This window comes from Marinobacterium lacunae, assembly GCF_000705555.1.
Lineage (GTDB): Bacteria > Pseudomonadota > Gammaproteobacteria > Pseudomonadales > Balneatricaceae > Marinobacterium_D > Marinobacterium_D lacunae.
Genome location: NZ_JMQN01000047.1, coordinates 41,257 through 63,611, shown reverse-complemented (window position 1 = coordinate 63,611; position 22,355 = coordinate 41,257). Strand labels below are relative to the sequence as shown.

Annotated in this window: 18 protein-coding genes; 7 read left to right on the top strand and 11 right to left on the bottom strand. The window is 56.7% G+C overall.

All coding sequences use genetic code 11. From position 1 onward, the window contains the following. Positions 1-181 precede the first annotated feature (181 nt). From ADIMK_RS15560 to ADIMK_RS15545, 4 genes are all read right to left on the bottom strand, one after another. The gene (locus ADIMK_RS15560) at positions 182-1,360 is read right to left on the bottom strand and encodes an acetyl-CoA C-acyltransferase (RefSeq protein WP_036190126.1); all 1,179 of its coding nucleotides are present in this window, start codon (positions 1,358-1,360) and stop codon (positions 182-184) included. Next, positions 1,350-3,509: a 3-hydroxyacyl-CoA dehydrogenase NAD-binding domain-containing protein gene (locus ADIMK_RS15555; RefSeq protein ID WP_036190122.1), complete on the bottom strand. Its 2,160-nt coding sequence runs from the start codon at positions 3,507-3,509 to the stop codon at positions 1,350-1,352. Before ADIMK_RS15555 ends, ADIMK_RS15560 begins: the two co-directional genes overlap by 11 nt. 1 nt (position 3,510) lies before the next feature. Beyond that, complete coding sequence (locus ADIMK_RS15550; RefSeq protein ID WP_036190120.1) at positions 3,511-5,196, bottom strand: AMP-binding protein; 1,686 nt, start codon at positions 5,194-5,196, stop codon at positions 3,511-3,513. Positions 5,197-5,438: 242 nt separating this feature from the next. Beyond that, complete coding sequence (locus tag ADIMK_RS15545) at positions 5,439-7,070, bottom strand: S8 family serine peptidase (RefSeq protein ID WP_051693007.1); 1,632 nt, start codon at positions 7,068-7,070, stop codon at positions 5,439-5,441. A 458-nt stretch (positions 7,071-7,528) separates the two neighbouring features. On the opposite strand from ADIMK_RS15545, the gene ADIMK_RS15540 reads away from it, so the two are divergent. Next, complete coding sequence (locus ADIMK_RS15540) at positions 7,529-9,784, top strand: arginine/lysine/ornithine decarboxylase (protein WP_036190119.1); 2,256 nt, start codon at positions 7,529-7,531, stop codon at positions 9,782-9,784. Between the two features lie 189 nt (positions 9,785-9,973). Further along, on the top strand, positions 9,974-11,560 hold the full coding sequence (locus ADIMK_RS15535; protein ID WP_036190118.1) for a methyl-accepting chemotaxis protein: 1,587 nt from the start codon (positions 9,974-9,976) through the stop codon (positions 11,558-11,560). Here the strand turns inward: ADIMK_RS15535 and ADIMK_RS21440 are convergent. Together ADIMK_RS21440 and ADIMK_RS15525 are read right to left on the bottom strand one after the other, a co-directional pair. After that, entirely contained in the window at positions 11,557-13,314 is a 1,758-nt protein-coding gene (locus tag ADIMK_RS21440) for a methyl-accepting chemotaxis protein (protein WP_051693006.1), read from the bottom strand. The genes ADIMK_RS15535 and ADIMK_RS21440 overlap by 4 nt on opposite strands. Positions 13,315-13,582: 268 nt before the next feature. Then, positions 13,583-13,897: a hypothetical protein gene (locus tag ADIMK_RS15525; RefSeq protein ID WP_036190117.1), complete on the bottom strand. Its 315-nt coding sequence runs from the start codon at positions 13,895-13,897 to the stop codon at positions 13,583-13,585. A gap of 182 nt (positions 13,898-14,079) precedes the next feature. Here ADIMK_RS15525 and ADIMK_RS15520 point away from each other — a divergent pair, with 182 nt between their 5' ends. Next, entirely contained in the window at positions 14,080-15,312 is a 1,233-nt protein-coding gene (locus tag ADIMK_RS15520) for an aspartate aminotransferase family protein (RefSeq protein ID WP_036190116.1), read from the top strand. Positions 15,313-15,323: 11 nt separating this feature from the next. Next, on the top strand, positions 15,324-16,799 hold the full coding sequence (gene astD / locus ADIMK_RS15515; protein ID WP_036190115.1) for a succinylglutamate-semialdehyde dehydrogenase: 1,476 nt from the start codon (positions 15,324-15,326) through the stop codon (positions 16,797-16,799). A 24-nt stretch (positions 16,800-16,823) separates the two neighbouring features. On the opposite strand, the gene minE is transcribed toward astD, so the two are convergent. The 4 genes from minE to ADIMK_RS15495 form a co-directional block, all read right to left on the bottom strand. Next, on the bottom strand, positions 16,824-17,078 hold the full coding sequence (gene minE / locus ADIMK_RS15510) for a cell division topological specificity factor MinE (protein ID WP_036190113.1): 255 nt from the start codon (positions 17,076-17,078) through the stop codon (positions 16,824-16,826). After that, on the bottom strand, positions 17,078-17,890 hold the full coding sequence (gene minD / locus ADIMK_RS15505; RefSeq protein WP_036190111.1) for a septum site-determining protein MinD: 813 nt from the start codon (positions 17,888-17,890) through the stop codon (positions 17,078-17,080). Before minD ends, minE begins: the two co-directional genes overlap by 1 nt. Positions 17,891-17,943: 53 nt before the next feature. After that, the gene (gene minC, locus ADIMK_RS15500) at positions 17,944-18,699 is read right to left on the bottom strand and encodes a septum site-determining protein MinC (RefSeq protein ID WP_036190109.1); all 756 of its coding nucleotides are present in this window, start codon (positions 18,697-18,699) and stop codon (positions 17,944-17,946) included. Between the two features lie 119 nt (positions 18,700-18,818). Continuing rightward, entirely contained in the window at positions 18,819-19,232 is a 414-nt protein-coding gene (locus ADIMK_RS15495) for a DUF2000 domain-containing protein (RefSeq protein WP_036190108.1), read from the bottom strand. A 218-nt stretch (positions 19,233-19,450) separates the two neighbouring features. Here ADIMK_RS15495 and ADIMK_RS15490 point away from each other — a divergent pair, with 218 nt between their 5' ends. Both ADIMK_RS15490 and ADIMK_RS15485 read left to right on the top strand, forming a co-directional pair. Further along, entirely contained in the window at positions 19,451-20,302 is an 852-nt protein-coding gene (locus tag ADIMK_RS15490) for an AraC family transcriptional regulator (protein ID WP_036190106.1), read from the top strand. Between the two features lie 49 nt (positions 20,303-20,351). After that, positions 20,352-20,963 (top strand): LysE family translocator, encoded by a 612-nt coding sequence (locus tag ADIMK_RS15485; RefSeq protein ID WP_036190104.1) that lies wholly within the window; start codon positions 20,352-20,354, stop codon positions 20,961-20,963. Positions 20,964-20,978: 15 nt separating this feature from the next. On the opposite strand, the gene ADIMK_RS15480 is transcribed toward ADIMK_RS15485, so the two are convergent. Next, a complete protein-coding gene (locus tag ADIMK_RS15480; RefSeq protein ID WP_036190101.1) occupies positions 20,979-21,587 on the bottom strand; it encodes a DNA-3-methyladenine glycosylase I in 609 nt (202 codons plus the stop codon). Positions 21,588-21,786: 199 nt separating this feature from the next. Here ADIMK_RS15480 and ADIMK_RS15475 point away from each other — a divergent pair, with 199 nt between their 5' ends. Continuing rightward, positions 21,787-22,347 carry a ZrgA family zinc uptake protein gene (locus ADIMK_RS15475; protein ID WP_036190100.1) on the top strand — a complete coding sequence of 187 codons (561 nt, stop codon included), beginning with the start codon at positions 21,787-21,789 and terminating at the stop codon, positions 22,345-22,347. Positions 22,348-22,355 lie beyond the last annotated feature (8 nt).

Sequence of the window (22,355 nt, the reverse complement as noted above, 5' to 3'; positions counted from 1 at the left end):
CGTCATCGCGGCCCCTAATGGCTGGGTGGGAATTCAGACAAGAGCCGTGCAAAGCACAGACCAGCGCTACATCTATAAAAAAAGCCAAGGCTGATCAAATAGATAGGAAGTAAACAACGATGATAAATGCAAATAGCTCAGGCGTTTTTCATGTCGTATGTCGTAAAAGTGACATGACGCGTTAGCGGTCCAGACGCTCGAAAAGCGTTGCAACGCCCTGCCCTAATCCGGCAGTGATCACAGCCGCACCGAGCGCCGCCTCTCTCGCGGCCATCAGATGCAAAAGCGTTGTGCAGATTCTCGCCCCGGAGCAGCCTGAAGGGTCGCCCAGAGCGATTGCACCACCGTTCAGGTTAACGCTGTCATCCAGGCGATCCAGCAGCTCCAGCTCCTTGAGTATCGCCAGCGTTTGCGCGGCGCCCTCTTCATGGATGTCGAACAGGTCGATATCGGTAAGAGTCAGACTACTCTGATCGAGCAGCTTCTCCAGTGCCGTCACGGCAGCAAGCGCACCCACCGCAGGATCACACGCCGTTACGGCCACGGCACGTATGCGCGCACGGGGTTTAAGGCCCAAGGCCGACGCTCGCCCGGCTGACATGATCAGTAACGCCGATGCACCGTCGGCCGCGGCGGCCGTATTGGCCTCAGTGACACTCCCTCCCGACCGCCTGACCGATGGTTCATATCCAGCCAAGCGGTCCAGACTCAGGTCCGGCACAATCAGCTCATCGACCTTCAGAGGACGTAAATATCCGTGAGGATCCAGTCCCGGCACGGTCACCAGTTGCTGCTCAAACGTGCCGTCAACGACGGCCCGCTGCGCCAGGCGATGAGAGCGCAGGGCATACTCATCCTGCATCCGTCGATCAATCGCATGTGTATGTGCCAACAGTTCTCCCACCTTGTCACGGCTCAAGGCAGCCGTTGCTGTAATACGGGCAAGCCTGGGTGCCCCACTTGCCATCGGTGGCATTACCCCGCCGGAATGTTCCACACCACCTGCGATATAACACTCGCCACTGCCTGCCAGTACCGCCTGCGCCGCGAGATGCACAGCGGTCATCGACGATGCGCCCAACCGGTTAACCGTCTGGGCTGGCACACTGTGCGGCAAACGACTGAGCAACAGCGCCCATCGCGCCAGATTACCCTCTTGCACACAGGTGGTATCTTCACACCCCCAGATCAACTCATCGACGCCGTCAAGATCCACACCGGGATTACGTGCAAGCAGCCCATCGATCACCGAGGCACTAAGTTGCTGGGCATCGAGATTGCGAAACCCACCATCACCACAGAGCGTCATCGCGGAGCGGACCGCATCGATAACCACCGGTTCGTTGGGTCTAACCGTCATGCGATGCCCCCCACTCTGCGTACGTATGCCCGGCAGTTGCCATCTCTCTGAGCTGCAAACCCGGCTGATAGATCGCCCCTATCTCTTCATATTTACGGCATCGCGCCACAAATCGTCCCAACCCTTCGTTGTCCAACGCATAGCAGGCACCGCCTCGGAACGCGGGATAGCCCACCCCCAGTACAAGCGCTACGTCAGCGGCTGCAGGCGTACCGATAATGCCCTCTTCAAGTACACGGGCCACCTCGATTTTCAGTGGGATCATCATCCGTTCGATAACCTCACGATCCGTAATATCGGCGCGGCTCTGGACCACCGGTTCCAACATCTCTTGCAAGCGTGGGTTGAATTGCGCTGCCCCGGAAAAACCCTCCGGGTAACGGTAAAATCCGACACCCGTCTTTCGCCCCAGCTGGCGTAATACACGCAGTCGCTCGATGACGCTCTCGCCGGGGAATATAAGCCGGTCAGGGTAGGCGGCTCCCAGCATCCGGGTGATATTCAATGCGGTATCGATACCAAGCGCATCGAGCGTGCGTGCAGGCCCTGCACGCCACCCGTAGTCTTCCATAAGCTTGTCGATCCGGTATGGGTCCACGCCGTCGCGCACAAGCAGAAGGAACCCCAGCACATAGCTGTTCAACACCCGATTAACGAAAAAGCCCGGGCAGTCGCGCACGACGACGGGGGTTTTACCCATTGCCACGGCAAAGCCCAAAGCACGACCAATCGTCTCATCTGAGGTCTTGGCAGCCCGTACCACTTCAACCAGCGGCATTTTTGAGACGGGGTTGAAGAAATGGATGCCACAGAACTGTTGCGGACGTTTGAGTGAGCGGGCCAATCCGCTGATCGGTATGGCCGATGTATTCGTGGCCAATACCGCGTCCTCAGACATAACCCGCTCCAATGCGCTGAGCACCGCTGTCTTGACGCCTGGATCTTCGATGACAGCCTCGATTGCCAGATCGACATTGGAAAACTCGCGATAACTCAGCGTCGGGCGAATACGCCTGAGCGTATTCAGCCGCATCTCGGGGGACAGTTGCCGGAAGTCTGGATCTGTGCGCAATCGTGTGGCGATCTCGTCCAGACTCTCCTCAAGCTTCTGATCTTTAACATCCATCAGCACCACGCGTAACCGCATGAGCGCTGCCCGCTCTGCTATTGCGCGCCCCATTACCCCCGCACCCAATACACCGATACGGTTAAGCGCCGCTCGTTTGATCTCGGCGGCAGCAATCGCCTTTACCCGCCACTTGTTACGGTAAAGATTGGTCAGTGCACGGGCTTCATTGCTTTCCATCAGCGCGGAGTAGCATTGCGCCTCGACGTTGGATGCATCAGCGGCCGTCATCGATGCCTGCTCAGCCAGCGTCTCCAGTGCAGCATTAATAGCTGGATTTTGGCGATCGGCCAGCGTCGAAAGCCGTTCACGCGCCGACTCCACGGCCAGCGTTAGCGCCAGCTTGCTCAACGCGAGCGGTTGTGCCTTACGCTGACGCTCAGGGGTTACGTCGAACACACCGTTAGCGCATTGAATCAGGAGATCGAGCGCACCTTCGCGCAGGTGCTCGGAATCGATGACGTTTGCCACCAGCCCGGTACTTAATGCCTCTCCGGCACCGACTTCCCGTCCAGTGCAGATCCAGTCAATTGCGTGCTCAAGCCCCACGATACGCGCAAGACGCACACAACCGCCCCACCCCGGTATTACGCCCCATCGCGTATAGGGGAGGCTGACCCGAGCAGTCTCGCTCATCACCCGCATGTCGCACGCCAGTGTCAGCTCGAAACCGCCTCCAAAAGCATCGCCATTGATAGCAACGACAGTAGGTGCCGACAACGCCTGCAAACGGTTAAGCCACTCATTCGCTTCAATGAGCAGTGCGCGCCGCTCAGCGGCGGGCACGCGTGCATGCCGGTAGATCTCGTCGACCCCACCACCCAGCACAAAGCTCTCATGATCGCTAGAGATCAGCAGGCCACGCAGATCGCCAACATCCTTAAGCAGGGTGATCGCATCGCCCAATTCGGTTATACACGCCCGGTCGAGCGTATTGATGCTGGCGTGCTGATTGTCGAACACAAGTTCATACAGCCCGCTACCAAGCGATAGGACTCTGAGATATTGCCCCTGCATCAGCATCTCAATTACTCCTGCCCACCTCCACGTCGTGATCGTTATCCAGGCTGCGCAAGCAGCGGCGAATCACTTTGCCCACCGGGGACTTGGGCAACTCGGCTACGAACTCCACATCGCGCGGCACTTTGTACGCGGTCAGGTGCTCCCGACACCAGTCTCTTATTGTCGCCCTGTCCAACTCAGGACGTTTCGACACGACAAAGAGCTTCACCCGCTCCCCACTGTCGGGATCTTTTACACCGATGGCGGCACATTCGAGTACATCCGGATGCGAGGTCACCACATCCTCTATTTCGTTGGGGTACACGTTGAATCCCGAGACAATGATTACGTCCTTGGCGCGATCGATGATCCTTAGATAGCCATCCACCTGCTGCACCGCCACGTCACCGGTCTTGAGAAAACCATCCGGCAGCATGACCTGCGCGGTATCTTCAGGCCGTAACCAGTATCCGGCCATCACCTGAGGACCACGAACACAGAGCTCGCCAGCCTCGCCATCAGGCAGCTTCTGCCCCTGTTCGTCGATTACAGCCACCTCGGTATAGGGCAAAGGCTTCCCGATGGTGCCCGGCTGAATTGCATCTCTCGGGTTGATCGCAACAGCCGGTGAGGTTTCTGTCAGACCATAGGCCTCAACCACCGGGCACCCGGTGACCTGCTGCCATCTCTCTCCTGCCTCATGGGTTAGCGCCATGCCACCCGAGAGCGTCAGCTCAAGCCCCGAAAAATCGAGCGATTGGAATTCGGCACGATTGCACAGGGCGTTGAACAGCGTATTAAGACCGATGAAGGTGCTCATGCCACAGTGCTTGATCTCCTTGATCAGCGAATCGATGTCGCGTGGGTTGGCGATAAGCACCACATGTCCGCCCGATGCCATGACAATCTGTGACACAGTAAAGGCGTAGATATGATAAAGCGGCAGCGGCAGTACAACCGTTCGGGACCAGCCGGTTCCGCCTGCATTGATAAACTCGCTGCCTTGCAGCAGATTGGCCAGCAAGTTGTTGTGGGTCAGCATCGCGCCCTTGGAAACCCCGGTTGTGCCACCGGTGTATTGCAGTACAGCCAGATCGGTACCGGCTGCACCCACTGTTTTGGGTGTCTCCCCAAGGTGCTTGAGCAACACATCTCTAAGCGATAGAGCGCCGGGAAGATAGTAATCCGGCTCCATGTGGCGAATGTATTTGATCGTGGCGTTGATCAGCGTTCGTTTTACGAACCCGTGAAGATCGCCGACCTGAGTCACGAAGATATGCCGAATACCGGTTCTATCGAGGATTCCCTGCGCCTTGTGCGCCATGCTTTTGTGGATGACCAGCGCCTTGGCGCCGGAGTCGATGAACTGATGCTCCATCTCACGCGAGGTATACAACGGGTTGGTGTTCACGACCACCAGGCCCGCCCTCAGGGCACCGAAGAGCACAACGGGGTACTGAATCAGATTCGGTAACTGAATCGCGATACGATCGCCGGGCAGCAGGTCGGTATGTTCCTGAAGATATACCGCAAAAGAGGCCGATAGACGGTCAAGCTCGGCATAGTTAAGCGTTCGACCGAAACTGGTAAATGCGGGCTGATCCGCATACTGCGTACAGACCTGATCGACAAAATCCAGCAAGCTGGTGTAACCGGGCTTATTGAGTGCTGTCGGCAGTGCTGTATCGGGGCGATACCTGACATTCATTGCTGAAAGCCCTTTTGTTGTCGTTATAGGGAATCTTTTGGAGCCGTTAATTGCTCCTTATCTACCCTACAGCTTAGCCCCATCTACTGTTCTGTCACGCATGTATGACACTCTATTCAGCATGGCGCGCAGCGGATGTTTCCAGCAGAGCAATCCACCCTGTAAGGCTCTTAAAGAAAAAAGCCCCGGGCGGTGAATACTCGCCATTCACCGCCCGGGGCCTGGTAGATCGCGGCACAGAATTAACCGTCTATAACGCCGTTACAATCATTATCGAGGCCGTCATTCCAGCGCCCCTTGTCCTTGTCGGCATGTCCGGGATAGACATTGGGGTTTTGGTCATCACAGTCATCGCCCCCGGTTTCCACCGAGCAGAAGCCGTCACCGTCAGCATCGGTACAGGCGGCAGAGGCTGTCGAAACCGAAACCATCATGCTGTCCGTACTGCTGGCCCCCTGCACATCCTGAACGGTCAGCACCACATCGTAAGTACCGGCTGCCAAGTACCCGTGCGAGGTGACTTCACCCTCGGCAGAGGCACCGTCTCCAAAGCTCCAGCTGTAGGTTAGCGCACCCCCGTCCGGATCATAGGAGCCCGATGCGTCGAAGTCGCACGTCAAATCGGCACACTGAACATCGATAATACGCGCGACCGGTACACGATTGCTGGAGGTCCCGCTTCCTGACGAGGTGATGGCATCGTACACCTGAATCAGGCCATCACCGTATACGGCATCGTAGCCAGTAGCACCCAGGTCTTTCGCTGTACCGGCCAACAGGCCTTTCACATCGTCAGGCCGCAGGGTGCCGTCATGAGACAGCAACAGCGCGGCAGCTGCGGCTACATGCGGAGAGGCCATCGACGTTCCCTGAAAGAAGTAATAGCCCCAGCGATTGCGGTATTTCGTCTCCTGCAAGATACCATCACCATAGCCATCGCTATTGAGGTCTTGTGAGGTATTGCCGCCCGGAGCGACCAGCGTGAGCCCCGTACCGCCGTTGGAATAAGGTGCGATACCGTTGTCCCAACCGGTTGCACCGACCGCGATGGTGGTGCCGTAAATAGCAGGATAGGACACCAGATTCGGATTGCCGTCATTACCTGCGGCGACGACCACCGTCACATCCTGTGCGTAGGCGTAGTTGAGTGCTGCGTCCATGACTTCGTCAGAGGTCACGCCATAGTCGGCACTTACGCCCAGACTCATATTGATCACCTGGGCACCATTATCGACGGCCCAATAAATACCTTCGGCAATGTCGGCAAAGCTGCCTGATCCCCTATCGTCGAGCACCTTGACCGGCATCACGCACGCATCGTAGGCAACACCCGCTGTGCCCACACCATTATTGGTTGTCTGCGCGACCGTGCCACTGACATGCGTACCGTGTCCATTGCCATCGGACGTATCACCGGACTGTTTGATGGTGTTGTAGCCGGGCACGACACAGCCGATGCCGTCCGAGCCGCCAGAGGCCAGGCCCGTGTCGAGCACGGCGACCGTCACGCTTGCGCCTGTGGCATTTGCACCCCAGGCTTGCTGGGCCTGGATAGTGTCGATATTCCACTGATAACCGTTAAAAAAGGGGTCGTTGACTGCAAACGCAGTGGCCTTCAGGTTCAGCATCGCCTTGCGGCCCTGCTTGCGCTGCTTGATCAACGCGGCCATCTCTCTCCCCGGTTCCACCGCCAGTACCGTCAACCCCGACAGCGGCAGAAACTTGATCACCTCGTGCGAGGGAAACTCATCGGGCGTACCCTCGACAACAACCTGACCTTTGAAAAACGGAGGATTCGCAATTGAGGACGCGGCAAAGGTCGAGGATGAAGTGCCCAGCAACATCGCACTGACCAGGCAGGCAAAGCGTTTCATAGTGAGTTACCCCTTTTTTATGATCTGTATATAAACGGCCGTTTTAACTCATTCTTTACCCCTTTTTCCCCACAACTCCAAATTACAACCTGCACTGCACCTCCAGTGCTCGCCGTAGCCGACCGACGCGGCCCATGTCGCTCGATACAGCTGAGCAAGCGTATAGCGCCTGTACACCCTGTTCTGTCACAGTAGACGGTTTATGATCCCCTTCGCGATTGGGCGGTGCCGGCGGTTCACTGCCAAAACCGGTGGACAACGAAAGAGATCTGATTGCGAAAACCGATACACACTCATGGCAAGACCTCTGTACAGCGATGTTTTCAGCATAGACCGCTGTCCATACCTCGCAATGGGTAGACGCGTTTATACTTATTCGGCTGGCTGCTAAACTACAGTCCGTTTTTGTCCCTGTGTTCAGAGGCAAAACTCAACTCACAACCAAACAGGCAGAGTGGATGAAATTTCGTTTTCCCGTTGTCATCATTGACGAAGACTTTCGTTCCGAAAACATCTCCGGTTCAGGCATTCGAGATCTGGCCGAAGCGATTGGAAAAGAGGGAATGGAGGTTGTCGGTTTCACCAGTTACGGCGATCTGACCTCCTTTGCCCAGCAGGCCAGCCGCGCTTCCTGTTTCATCCTTTCCATTGACGATGAAGAGTTCGGCAGTGGTAGTGATGAAGATGTCAGCATCGCGCTGAAGGCGATTCGCGACTTCATCACTGAAGTGCGCAAGCGCAACAACGATATCCCCATCTTCCTCTATGGTGAAACGCGTACCTCGCGCCATATTTCCAACGATATTCTGCGTGAGCTTCATGGCTTCATTCATATGTTCGAGGACACGCCAGAGTTCGTCGCACGCCACATCATTCGTGAAGCGCGCAAGTATCTGGATTGCCTCGCGCCGCCGTTCTTCCGTGCCCTGATGGATTACGCCAGCGACTCTTCGTATTCCTGGCACTGCCCGGGCCACTCAGGAGGCGTTGCATTTCTTAAGAGTCCTGTAGGCCAGATGTTTCACCAGTTCTTTGGCGAAAACATGCTGCGTGCCGACGTGTGTAATGCGGTAGACGAACTCGGTCAGCTGCTGGACCACACCGGCCCTGTATCAGCCAGTGAGGCCAACGCCGCGCGCATCTTCAACGCCGACCACCTGTTCTTTGTCACTAACGGTACGTCCACCTCCAACAAGGTGGTATGGCACTCTACGGTAGCACCGGGCGATATCGTGGTTGTCGATCGCAACTGCCATAAGTCAATTCTGCACTCGATCATCATGACCGGTGCGATTCCGGTGTTCCTGATGCCTACGCGTAACCATTACGGCATCATCGGCCCGATTCCGAAAAGTGAGTTCGACCCGGAAACCATTCGCAAGAAGATCGAAGCCAACCCCTTTGCCCGCAAGGCCAAGAACAAGAAGCCCCGTATTCTGACCATCACTCAGAGTACCTACGACGGCATCCTGTACAACGTCGAAACAATCAAGTCGATGCTGGGCAACACCATCGATACGCTGCACTTCGATGAAGCATGGCTTCCGCACGCGGCTTTCCACCCCTTCTATCGCAACATGCACGCCATCGGCGAAGGCCGTCCGCGCTCAGATGAAACGCTGGTATTTGCAACCCAGTCCACGCACAAACTGCTCGCCGGTCTCTCCCAGGCGTCCCAGATCCTTGTGCAGGACGGTACCAACCGTAAGCTGGACACTCACCGCTTCAACGAGTCGTACCTGATGCACTCCTCCACCAGCCCGCAGTATGCCATCATCGCATCCTGTGACGTGGCGGCAGCGATGATGGAACCCCCTGGCGGCAAGGCACTGGTTGAAGAGTCACTGCATGAGGCACTCGACTTCCGACGCGCCATGCACAAGGCAGACGAAGAGTTCGGCAAGGACGACTGGTGGTTCAAGGTGTGGGGGCCGCTGCCGCAGTCCGAAGAGGGTGTCGGCGATCGTGACGATTGGGTCATCCATGAAGATGATACCTGGCACGGCTTCGGCCGCATCGAGTCTGGCTTTAACATGCTCGACCCGATCAAATCGACCATCATCACTCCGGGACTCAACCTCAACGGCGAGTTTGACGAGGACGGTATTCCCGCTGCAATCGTCAGCAAATACCTGGCTGAGCACGGCATCATCATCGAGAAGACCGGTCTGTACTCCTTCTTCATCATGTTCACCATCGGCATCACCAAGGGCCGCTGGAACTCGATGGTTACGGAACTGCAGCAGTTCAAGGATGATTACGACCACAACCTGCCAATGTGGCGTGTAATGCCAGAGTTCGCAGCTAAGCATCCGCAATACGAGCGCATCGGTCTGCGCGATCTTTGCAGCGCCATCCACAGCGTCTACAAGGAGTACAACGTCGCGCGCATCACCACCGACATGTACCTGTCCAACATCGAACCGGCGATGACGCCTGCCGATGCGTGGGCGAAGATGGCTCACCGCGATGTAGAACGCGTATCGATCGACGAACTCGAGGGGCGGGTGACCGCCATGCTGGTTACGCCTTACCCGCCGGGCATCCCGCTGCTGGTACCGGGCGAGCGTTTCAACGCGACCATCATCAGCTACCTGAAATTCGCACGTGACTTCAACTCGCGCTTCCCCGGTTTCGAGACAGACGTTCACGGCCTTGTCCGTGAGTCAGTCGACGGCGAAGACCGCTATTTCGTGGACGTTGTGAAGGATTAAGCCCCGGCTTTCCTGAACCGTATCACCCTCGCAAGGGCGCCAACTGGCGCCCTTTTTTGTGCCCAAAAAATGTTTTGTCACTTTTCCGACACGCCCTCTTGCTTCCCTACAATATTCACCTACATTTAATGCGTCTTAAATATGCTTCACTTTCACGCGGCCACATTTTAATTCCAATAAGGGAGCACCATGAAAGTAAACCTTCCGGTTACCGACAAGGAAGTTCAACTTCCGGATGACATCAACATTCTCTCCACTACTGATCTAAAAGGGCAAATCACCTACGTCAACCGCTCGTTTATCGATATCAGTGGCTTCGACGACGAAGAGCTGATCGGCACTAGCCATAACATCGTGCGCCATCCCGACATGCCGCCTGCCGCGTTCAAGCAGCTATGGACCCGCATAAAGTCCGGACGCTCATGGATGGGTATTGTCAAAAACCGTTGCAAAAACGGCGATTTCTACTGGGTCAATGCCTATGTCACCCCTGTTATGGAGGAGGGCAACATCGTCGAGTATCAGTCGGTCAGAACCGCACCAGCATCTGATCAGGTGGCACGTGCTCAAGAGCTCTATACCCGCATCAACAGCAATAAACCTGTCCGCCGCTCGATCACAGGGTCGGTAAGCCTCATTGAACGCCAGTTACTCATTGCCGCCTTGAGCTTCTTCTCAGGCATGGCATTGCTCGGAGCCCTTTCGGATCTGGCACCCCATATGATCCTGGTGATTAGCGCTGCACTGGCCGGTATCACGGGTTTAGCAGGCGTGCTCAGCGTACGCCGTATGGCAGAGGTTATTCGCTGGAGTCGCACAATCGCCGAGGATACCCTCGCCACCCGAATCTACACAGGCAGAGACGATGAAGCCGCTCACCTGAGATTTGTCATCACCGGTCTGCAAACCGAGGCCAAAGCGATTGCAGGTCGGCTGTTTGACTCGTCCGAGCAGTTAAAGACCAATGCCGACCGCGTTGCACAAGCCGTAAAAATAGGCGCCATCGGCCTGCAACAACAGCAGAGCGAAACCGATCAGGTCGCCACAGCCATGACCGAGATGTGTGCCTGCATTCAGGAGGTGGCCGAACATGCGCAAAGCAGTGCCGCGATCTCGTTGCACTCACATCGACTGGCGTGCGACGGGCACTCCCGCGTGCAGCAGGCTCGCGTGAGCACAGAACGATTGGCCGAGGAGGTCGCGCGGGCCACCGGCATCATCACTGAGCTCGAAGGCAGCACCGAGCGGATCAACCAGGTAATGGAAACCGTTAATACCATTGCAGAACAAACCAATCTGCTGGCATTAAACGCCGCCATAGAGGCCGCACGTGCCGGTGAGTTCGGTCGGGGCTTTTCCGTTGTAGCCGACGAAGTGCGAACCCTGGCGATGAGAGCACAGAGTTCAACCGAAGAGGTGCAGCAGACATTGAGCCAACTGCGCGATCACTCTCTGGCAGCCGTATCAGCAATGAAAGCAAGTAAAACACTGGCCGAGAAAACCGTTCTAGAAGCGCAGGAAGCCGCTCAGGTGTTGCTGGATATCAGCAGCAGCGTCGATGGCATCAGTGATCGTACCAGCCAGATAGCCTCTGCCGTCGAACAGCAGAGTGCGGCCAGCGAAGAGATCAGCCGGAACGTGACCACCATTCGGGACAGTTCCGACCTGTTCCAAAGAGAGAGCCTGAACACGGAGTCTTCCGCTCAGGCGCTTGCGCAACTCTCGGAGGAGCTGCGCAAGCTATCGATCAACTTCTGGCAGCGTAGACTGGGCTAGGCCCGCCCCGCCTGCACCCGATCCTCAATGGTATTCAACCGTTCGACAATTCGGCCGGAGATCGAAGAAACCTGATCGTACAGGGCTTCGGCTCCTGCCTTATCGCCGGACTCCCGCAAGGCGATGGCATCCTTCACCAGTGCATGCAGTTTCTCATGCGGCGTTTCGATCTCCCTCATCTCGGACAGTCCGGAATAACGCTCAAGGCCCTCGCTGTAGTACCACTTGCCGAAAGCACAATCCCGATGGGACACCGCCTCCTGTAGCGTTAGCGTTGACTTGCCATCGAGGTAGCTGCGAAGACGCACCTTCCATGACAGGTGTGCCGATTTAGCCGCGCCAAGATCCAGCCCTTTTACATTGGTCTTGAAGTGCCCGAGTTCCTCCATAAGCGTGTGGATCTGCTCGGTGATCTGATGGGTCGCATCGACGGTCTGTTCAGAGTAGGAGGAGGTTCTGCGCGACTGATCGGAGATATACATGATATTACGCTCCATATCCTGCGCAACCTGACTCTGCTCCTCTGACGCCGCTGCTATCTGGGTATTCATATCCAGTATTACCCCGACTGCGGCCACTATCTGCTCCAGCGCTTCGCGCGTCTGATGCGAGTCCTCGGCGGTTTTCTTCGCCGCGGTACGCGAGCGATCCATCGCCTCAACCGCTGAATGAGCACCTTTTTCAAGGCGCTCGACGATCTGGCTTATCTCCTCTATCGAATTCTGGGTGCGCATAGCCAGTGAACGAACCTCATCGGCCACCACCGCAAAACCTCGCCCCTGCTCCCCTGCCCTGGCCGCTTCAATAGCTGCGTTCAATGCCAAAAGATTAGTCTGCTCGGCAATATTAGTGATGACCTGAAGGATCTGACTGACCTCACGCGAGCCGTCTGCGAGCGAGGTGATCACATCATCAGACTGATCGACCAGTTTTACGACCTCATCGACACTGCTCACCGTATGACGCATCAAACGCTCCCCTTCGGATGCAGAGATATTGGCCTGCTCCGCCGCTCCCGCGGCGCTGGCCGCATGTTGGGCCACCTCCTGCACCGTTGCCGCCATCTCGTTAATGGCTGTTGCCACCTGCTCAATAGAGGCCTGCTGCTGTAAAACGCCCCGGTTGGTATCGCTAAGGGTTGTCACCACCTGATCGGTACTGGTGTTGATCCGACTGGATGTCATGGTCACCTTGTGCACGAGCTGCCCTATCTCCAGCACAATGTCGTTATAGGCCGCGTAGTTCTGACCGATCTCGTTGTCTTTATTGTCCACTTCAATGGGGATCGAAAAATCGTGAGCGCTGAGCAAGCGCAAGTGATCTCTCAGGTTGGTAATCTGCCTCATCATCACCGTCAGACCGAACACACGGCCAAAAATCATCATCACCAGCAACACACAGGAGAGCAGTACCACCGCGGTCTTGGTCTGCTCGATCTCTGCCAGCTGTTCGGCACGCCGCTCACGACTGGCAGCCTCCAGTTGCCGCAATATGACCGGCCCCTGTTCAGCGTCGCCGACCGCATCCCGGGCCACTTCGAGCAACTGTTGTTCGGTCTGCTTAAGTGCCTGCTGCTGGCTGTCGAGGCCATACCAGGCAGATACACCGAGCAGCAGGGTGAGCACGAAACTGACGAGATACGAGAAGAGGAACTGGGCGTTCAAGGATCGCATGCCCAGTGCCGACAAGGTCTTTTCGATCAATTTGCCGATACGATAGCGCGGGCTCGCCGCCAAACCTGAATATTCGGACATAGGTACACTTCACTCCCTGTAGAGTCACGGCTGTACTGGAACCTCGGTTTGCACCGGGCTCGTTCAAATAGAATGGGGGGATAATGCGATAGCAAACAAGCAGTTATCTTGTCATTTACGCGTAAAGAAAGCTATTGATTCAGATCACCGCCAGCTGCGGCAAAGAAAAGTGGGGCGGCACCGTACAGTGACGGTGTGCTTTGATGGGGAGAAGAGGAGAAATCATGGCGCCTTTATTATCGTTATTAGTGGCGACCACCGGTGGCTGTCAGCCTGCCTCTTTGGAAGTCTCAACGGCAGCTTCTGCTGCAGGTTCTTCGGACACCTTCGGCTGAGATTCCAGTGCTTCTTTCAGCGCCTTGCGATCAGCTTTGTTGAGCCACTCATCAATCCAGTCCTGAATCTGTGAGCGCTTCGGTGCGGTTTTCGACCAGCCTTTGTACGCCTTGACATGTCCCTTGCTGACACCGGGGGTGCCATCCTTGTCTTCAACGACGCACTTGGACGGGAACAGCGGATTTTTCTCGAACTGTCGATTGATCCACTGAATCACAAATGCCTTCTCTTCCTTGCTGAACTTCATGGGGTAATCCTCAGCTCATGTAATAGTTTCGCGCGGCAAATTCTATCCTGAGTCTCAATCACTTGTGTGACAGTTTTGTTAAACCCGCAACAATTTCAGAAACACTGAGTTTTGCAGTTTCTGGACGAATCTCGACGCAGGTTCATACTCAAACACATAAGAATCGTCGATTGAGGTGCGTCATGAGCGAGGCAAAGGTTACGCGGGCAACTTTCGATCAGGTCATGGTGCCCTGCTATATGCCTCCGGATGTTATCCCGGTAAGGGGTGAAGGATCCCGTCTTTGGGATCAAGAGGACCGCGAGTATATCGACCTGGCCGGAGGCATTGCAGTCAATGCGCTCGGGCATCGACATCCGGCGCTCATCAAGGCGCTTATGGAACAGGCTGACAAGCTCTGGCACCTCAGCAATGCCTACACCAACGAGCCTGCACTGCTGCTGGCAAAGCGCCTAACCGAACTGACCTTCGCAGAGCAGGTGTTTTTTTGCAACTCAGGTGCCGAAGCCAACGAAGCCGCGTTCAAACTGGCAAGAAAATACGCCTGGGACCACCACGGCGGCGATATCGGCAAACACGAGATAATATCGTTCAAGGGCAGCTTTCACGGCCGTACATTATTCACCGTCAGCGTGGGCGGCCAAACCAAATACCGGATAGGCTATGAGCCGGTGCCGGCGGGTATCACCCACCTTCCCTACAACGATATCGCCTCGCTTGAATCTGCCATTTCCGAGCGCACCTGTGCGGTGGTGGTGGAACCCATTCTGGGCGAGGGTGGCATTATCCCTGCCGACCCGGCATTTCTGCATGCAGCTCGCAATCTATGCGATCAGTACAAGGCACTGCTCATATTCGATGAGGTCCAGACCGGAGCCGGACGGACAGGTGCGCTCTACGCCTACATGAACTCGGGCGTCATACCGGACATTCTGACGTCAGCCAAAGGGCTGGGGGGAGGCTTTCCGATTGGCGCCATGCTGACCACCCGTCGTATCGCCGCGAGCTTCGGCTTCGGCAGCCACGGCACCACCTATGGGGGAAACCCGTTAGCCTGTGCGGTGTCCGGTGCCATCATCGACATCCTCGACGATGTCGATCTGATGGCTGAGGTAAAACGAAAATCCGATCTTATCGTCAGCGAGCTGCACTCGCTGAATCAGCGTCACGCACTGTTCAGCGACATCCGCGGCCGGGGCATGTTGATCGGCGCCCAGCTGGCCCACCACTGGCAGGGACAAGCACGCCGACTACTCGACGCAGCACGTGATCAGGGTTTGATGGTGCTGATGGCGGGGCCAGACGTCATACGACTGACACCCTCTTTGATTATTCCCGACAACGATATTCATGAAGCGATGACACGGCTCGACCGAGCCATGAACCAGCTGATCAGTGAAGGCCCCGAAAGCTGATGGAGACGCCGATGTCAGGACATCTGTTGATCAACAACCAATGGCTAGCCGGTAAAAATGATCCTTTTGAATCCCGCAATCCGGGCCGAGATATAACGGTGTGGAGCGGCAAGGCCGCCAGTGCAGAACAGATCGATGATGCAATTGCCGCCGCACGCAGTGCTTTCAATCTGTGGACCCGCGCACCCCGTGAGGAGCGTGTAGCACTTTGCCGCCGCTTTGCCAAAGCGCTGGAACAGGAGAAAGAGGCACTGGCACAAAGCCTGGGGGAAGAGACCGGCAAGCCGCTTTGGGAATCCCGCACCGAGATCGCGGCAATGATCGGCAAGATCGAGATCTCGATCAAGGCACAGGAGATTCGCGCCGGTGAAACCGAGCAGCCAGTGGGCGATGCACGCTCGATGATCCGACACCGCGCTCACGGTGTGCTGGCTGTATTCGGGCCCTACAACTTCCCCGGCCACCTGCCCAACGGGCATATCGTGCCGGCCCTGCTTGCCGGCAACACGGTCATTTTCAAGCCTAGTGAACAAACACCCCGTTTTGCGGAAAAAACACTGGAGCTCTGGCTATCCGCCGGCCTGCCCGCCGGTGTCATCAACCTGATTCAAGGCGGTGCCGATACCGGACGCGCGCTGGCTTCTCATCCGGGCATCGATGGGCTGTTGTTCACCGGATCCTGCCGTGCAGGCCATATGCTGCATCAGCAGTTTGCAGGACAGCCCGAAAAGATTCTGGCGCTGGAGATGGGTGGTAACAATCCGCTGATCATCGGCAACATTAGCGATCTTCCCGCGGCCATTCACGAAACGATCCAGTCGGCTTATCTGAGCGCAGGACAACGCTGTACCTGTGCACGACGCCTGATCCTGCCAGAAGGCCCCCAAGGCGACCGGTTTATCGAAGCACTGGAAGATGCCATCGGCCTGATTGCCGTTGGCTACTACGACGATGACCCACAACCCTACATGGGCTGCCTGATATCAGCGACGGCGGCAGACAATATGTTAGACGCGCAAAAGGCGCTGGAGACAAAAGGCGGGCGGGTTTTGCGCAGGATGGAACGCCTCAACGGCTGTCAGGCGATGCTGAGCCCCGGGCTAATCGATGTATCAGGCGTCGACATTCTGCCCGATGAAGAGCACTTCGGACCGCTGCTACAGATCCAGCGTTACACCGACTTCGATCAGGCACTTTTGCTCGCCAACGCGACCCGATTCGGTCTGGCCGCGGGACTGTTCAGCGATGATCCCGATGAGTTCGACCGATTCTGGCACGGCGTACGCGCAGGGATCGTGAACTGGAACCGCCAGCTGACCGGCGCGAGCAGCAGTGCTCCCTTCGGCGGGGTGAAATCCAGCGGCAATCACAGGCCCAGCGCCTGGTATGCCGCTGATTACTGCGCCTACCCCGTTTCAGGGCTTGAGCGTGAACGGCTGGTGCGTCCGGCCAGCCTGTCGCCGGGGCTGAACCTGTCGTTCGACTAGGCCGCCCGGCGCAGACCAGGACGATTAGCCCTTGACCGCTTCCGGCAGGGTCACATTCAGTTCGAGGATAGAGCAATCCTCGTCCAGATTGACCTGCACATCTTCCACGGACACATCGACGTACTTGGCGATCACCGCCAGAATCTCCTGCTGCATCTGCGGCAGGTAGTCCGGCTGATTACGCTGGTTGCGCTCATAGGCCACCAGAACCTGCAGACGTTCCTTGGCGACACTGGCCGAGCTCTGCTTTTTAGTGCGGAAATAACTGAGAATACCCATTAGCCCTTCCGTCCGAATACGCGGCTGAGCAGCCCTTTACGCTGCACATCCAGAAAACGATGCTCACGCTCCTCACCGAGGAAACGCGCGATAGCATCCAGGTACGCCTGGCCTGCATCACTGTCCTTGTCCAGCACGACCGGCTGCCCCTGGTTCGACGCCTTCAGCACCGCCTCGGACTCCGGAATTACACCCAGCAGCGGAATCGCAAGGATATCCTTAACGTCATCGACGCTAAGCATTTCGCCAGCCTGAACGCGTGCCGGATTATAGCGGGTCAGCAGCAGGTGCTCACGGATCGAACCACCCTGCTCGGCCTTGCGCGACTTGCTCTGCAAGACACCGAGAATACGGTCGGAGTCACGGACCGAACTCACTTCAGGGTTGGTCACGACAATGGCGGTGTCAGCGAAGTAAAGCGCCAGCTGGGCACCCTTTTCGATACCGGCCGGAGAGTCACACACGATGTAATCAAACATCTCGGACAGCTCATTGAGCACCCGCTCAACGCCTTCCACTGTCAGCGCATCCTTGTCGCGCGTCTGCGAAGCGGGCAGGATGAACAGCCCTTCGGTGCGTTTGTCTTTGATCAGCGCCTGATTCAGGGTCGCTTCCTGATTGATCACATTGACCAGATCGAACACCACACGGCGCTCGCAACCCATGATCAGATCCAGGTTACGCAGGCCTACGTCGAAGTCTACCAGTACGGTCTTGTGACCGCGCAACGCAAGTCCTGTGCCGATCGCCGCACTGCTGGTCGTCTTTCCGACCCCGCCTTTACCAGACGTAACAACAATAATTTCAGCCATTTAAACAGTTTCCATCAATATGGATTATCAAATTATTCGACTAAACCCTGGCACTACAGAGCCGCTGTATCCAACCGTGTACCGGACAGCCAGGCCTGAGCCGGCTTCTGCCAGTGATCGCTTTGCAGATCTTCGCTTGCCTTGAAATAACCTGCAATGGAGATCAATTCAGCTTCAAGGCTTTGACAAAAGATACGTGCATCGGTATTACCGTTGACACCGGCCATCGCACGCCCCCGCAACGGCCCATACACGTGAATATTGCCATCAGCCATCACCTCGGCACCGGCGCCAACCGAAGACAGCACGATCAGATCACCTCCCTGAACGTACACCTGCTGACCCGAGCGCACGGGCGTGGTCAGAATGCGTGTCCGATTACCCTCGGCCGCCGCCGGTTCGACCGTTTTATCGGCGACTGGCGTCGGTTCGGAAACAGCTGTGTCCTGAGCGGCACTTCGTGCCAACTCACCGCGTGTTGTCTGCCCAAAATCAGCCAGTCCCAAACTCCGGCACAGCTCGGCGTCATACCGCTCGTTACCTTTGACGCCGATCGGATTCAGCTGGCTGCCACGGCAGATCTCCAGCAACTCCTGCAGCGGCGGTAAAGGGCGCTCGGCCGGTATCTGATCAAGATTAAGCAGCACGGGCATCTGCTGGAAAAGCGAAGGCAGGCGGGCCGAGTGCTGCTCCAACTCGATGCGCAGGCGCTCGGCATCGAAGTCGAGCAGTATCAGCTCGTTAAGCGAAACTCGGGAGTTCTTGAATCTGAACAGGGGGGTATCGGTGGAGCGATTCTCTGAGGTCATACACCTGCTATCCGGGCAGAGCCATTCCAAGGGTTAAAAGCGCGCTAAGGTTACCACGCGCGCTCGGGTGTCACTACAGTCCTGACCCTTTGGGACTCATTACGGATAGAAAGGTTCTCTTATCTGAGCAAACCGAGATTACCGGTGAACTTGTTGACGACCTTTTTCGGCCCGAATAGCGCAAGGCCCAGATACTCGATCTGCTCGGGCGCGTAACTCTCAAGCTTTTCAGAGTAGTCTTCGTAATGTTTGGCGGTTTGCGCCACATTGGTGAATCCGACAACGGTCAGCTCAGGCTCATGTGCCTTCACCGCCTCGCGCATCTCCTTGAGGGAGTCCGCCGTCCCCTTCAGTATCGGTATCGGCAACATCGTAATACCACGGTGAAACACACCCTGACTGTCCTCAAGCGCCCGACCGATGATCCCGGGAAATGCCTCCCCGATGCTCAACGCAAGGACGCCGGCCGTATTGGCAATCAGGCCCAGCGGAAGATTCTGATCGATCACGAAAACACATTTATTGTTCAGCACTGCAGCCACTCCATACTCCAAAGCGGTATAAACACTACGCCGCTTACATCTGATAGAAGCCTACGGTGCTTGAGTCTGGCACTGAGGTCTTGAACAAAATTGCACGCCCCTGCTGCCTGGGCTAATACACATCGCTGAGCGCACTTTTATTCCAGACAGCACCTACTCCACGTGCTTAAATGCCTTGATGACGACACATACTTTGCCCCACGCAAACCATGAGCAACTCTAATCAGGACAACTGGATCAGGTTTAAACACGATGCGCCAACCGGCATCGAACTCGTGCGTGTACGGTTCGGTGGCCATGAACATGCCTATGATCCCCACTGGCACGACAGCTACCTCATTGGCTTTACCGAACAGGGGCTACAGCAATTTCATTGTCGGCGACAGGTGCAACGCAGCACCCCGGGCAACAGCTTTTTGATCGAACCGGGCGAGATCCATGATGGAGAGTCACCACAGGGTGAAGGGTTCACTTACCGCGCCCTGTACCTGCCCCCCGATTGGCTTCACCAGCAGTTGCGCGGAATTTTCGAAGAGCTGCCAGATCGTTATGAACTGCATATCGAAAAAACCCTCGCCGCCGATCACCGGCTGGCAGGCAGCATTTCAGGGGCCTTTCTGGCGCTTAGCGAACGGGAGCCTCGCATTGTGCGTGAAGCCTGTCTCGATCAGATGCTTGAGCGCTTAACCGATCATATCAGTTGGCGCCGTATAGCGAGTGCCACTGGCAGTCGACCTGACCTTGCCAGCGCCGGGCGTGATTTCCTGCACGCCCACCTATACAACGATGTGGGGTTAAGCGACATGGCACAGACGTTGGGCACAGACCGCTTTCGATTGAATCGGGCCTTCAAGGCCGCTTATGGACTCTCGCCCCACGCCTATCTGATTCAGCTCAGACTCGTGCGTGCCCGTCAGTTACTGGGATTGGGGGTGCCACCAGCAGAGGTTGCCGCCGAACTGTGCTTTTCCGACCAAAGCCACCTCGGTCGATGGTTCAAGCGCGCCTACTACCTGACACCGGCCGACTATCGCAACCACTGCACAAAGCTTCCAGATTAAACCGATACCCAGGCGCAAAATTCAGGGACCACCTTTAACTGGAGTCCCCATGAGCAGCCTGTATCTGAGCTTTTCGGTATTCGCCTTCATTGCATCGATCACACCGGGGCCGACCAATGTACTTGCACTGAGTAGCGGCAGTCGACAGGGTTTCACAGCCACGCTGCCGTTTGTGATCGGCGCGTCGTTTGGCGCGGCCTTAATACTGTTCCTGACGGCGACGGGGTTAGCCCGATTGCTTTTCGACTACCCCGAGATTCGCCTGACGCTCGCTATAATCGGGACGCTCTGGCTTACCTGGATGGCATTTAAACTCTATCACGCGCCGGTTGATGCCCCCGATGGCGTTACGATGGCAGCCCGACCGGTCCTCTGGCAGCACGGCATGCTGATGCAGTTCGTCAACCCCAAGACGTGGCTCATGGCGATGACCGTCAGCAGCCTATTTGCCCCGGTAAGCGGCGCAGCTCTACTGCATAATCTCGCGCTGGCACTGATCTTCTTTCTGGTAACAACCCCCTGCATTGCTGCCTGGGCTTGGATCGGCAGCGGCAGCAACCGGGTGTTGAGATCCGAAAAACAGCGTGCAGGACTCAATCGCCTGCTGGCGATATTGCTGGCGCTTTCGGTGTGGGTCGCCCTTTATTCGGGCACGCCTTGAAAACATGCCGCTATGCTAGGCAGGCCGCTCGAACCCATCCCGCGCCTTTGCCACCTGTGCGCGGGTCACACAGCCTTCGACATGATCATTGACCAGCCCCATCGCCTGCATGAAAGCGTACACCGTCGTCGGGCCGACAAACTTCCAGCCACGTTTTTTAAGCTCTTTCGACAAGGCAATCGACTCTGGCGAGGTTGACTGCGTTTGCGGCGTGCCGAGCTGGGTGGGATCCGGCTCGTATCGCCAGACAAATGCCGCGATGGAACCTTCGCGCTCGACCAGTTCGATCGCCCGTCGCGCGTTGTTGATCACCGCCTCAATCTTGCCCCGATGACGGACAATACCGGCATCCTGCAGCAGGCGTTCGATATCGCTGTCATCGAATAGCGCGACCTTGCGGAAGTCGAACTGATGAAACGCATTGCGGAAATTCTCCCGCTTGGCCAGAATCGTGCGCCAGCTCAATCCAGACTGGAAACTCTCCAGACACAGCTTCTCGAACAGACGCTGATCATCGTCCACGGGAAAGCCCCACTCCCTGTCGTGATAGGGGAAGAACGCCTCCACTTCACCGCACCAGCTACAGCGCGGCTCACCGTCCGGCCCGTTTACCGTTTTACCCATTGTCTGTATCCCTTGATGTTAGATATCCCGTTAGGCGGGTTGTCCGCATACGTATATCTGTGTGCGGCCAGCTGTATGTACCTCCCATCCTCCCAATTCGGTGCGGGTATCGCAACGGGTAAACAAGGGCAGTTGATGCTATAAAGGGTACAAACTCAGGCGCACGTTCAACCGACCCAACACAGACAAGGAGTCCAGAATGCCCTCTCCGAACCCCATCGCGCTTTCTCTGGCTGCCATGCTGACCGCCACATCGGCGTTCGCCGATGGCGACATCAATAGCCATACCCACGGCAATGCGACATTACAGCTGGCGTTCAGGAATCAGGAGTTGGTGATCTACCTGCGTGCGCCCGCCGTCGATATGGTGGGGTTTGAACATCAAGCCATGACGGCTGAAGAGAACACCCGCGAGCGGCAACTCGATAGCAACATGCGCAGCCCTGCATACTGGATCACGCTGCCGGAAGCGGCCGGCTGCGCGCTGAGTCAGGTGCACCTGGGCAAACATCACGTCATTTCCGGTCGCGGCGTTGCCCCCGAGATTATGGATGGCAACGCGCCTTCAGTAACGTCCGAACACATGGATCTCAATTTCACCTACTCTTTCCTCTGCGCCAACCCGCAGCAGTTCAACCGTGCCGAGGTGAAACTGTTCGAGCACTTCCCAAGCCTTGAGAAGGTGAACGTGAAAGTCGCCGGTTTCGATCAGACACGTCTGGAACTGACACCCGGAAACAGCACACTTCAGATGCCCTGATTACGGTT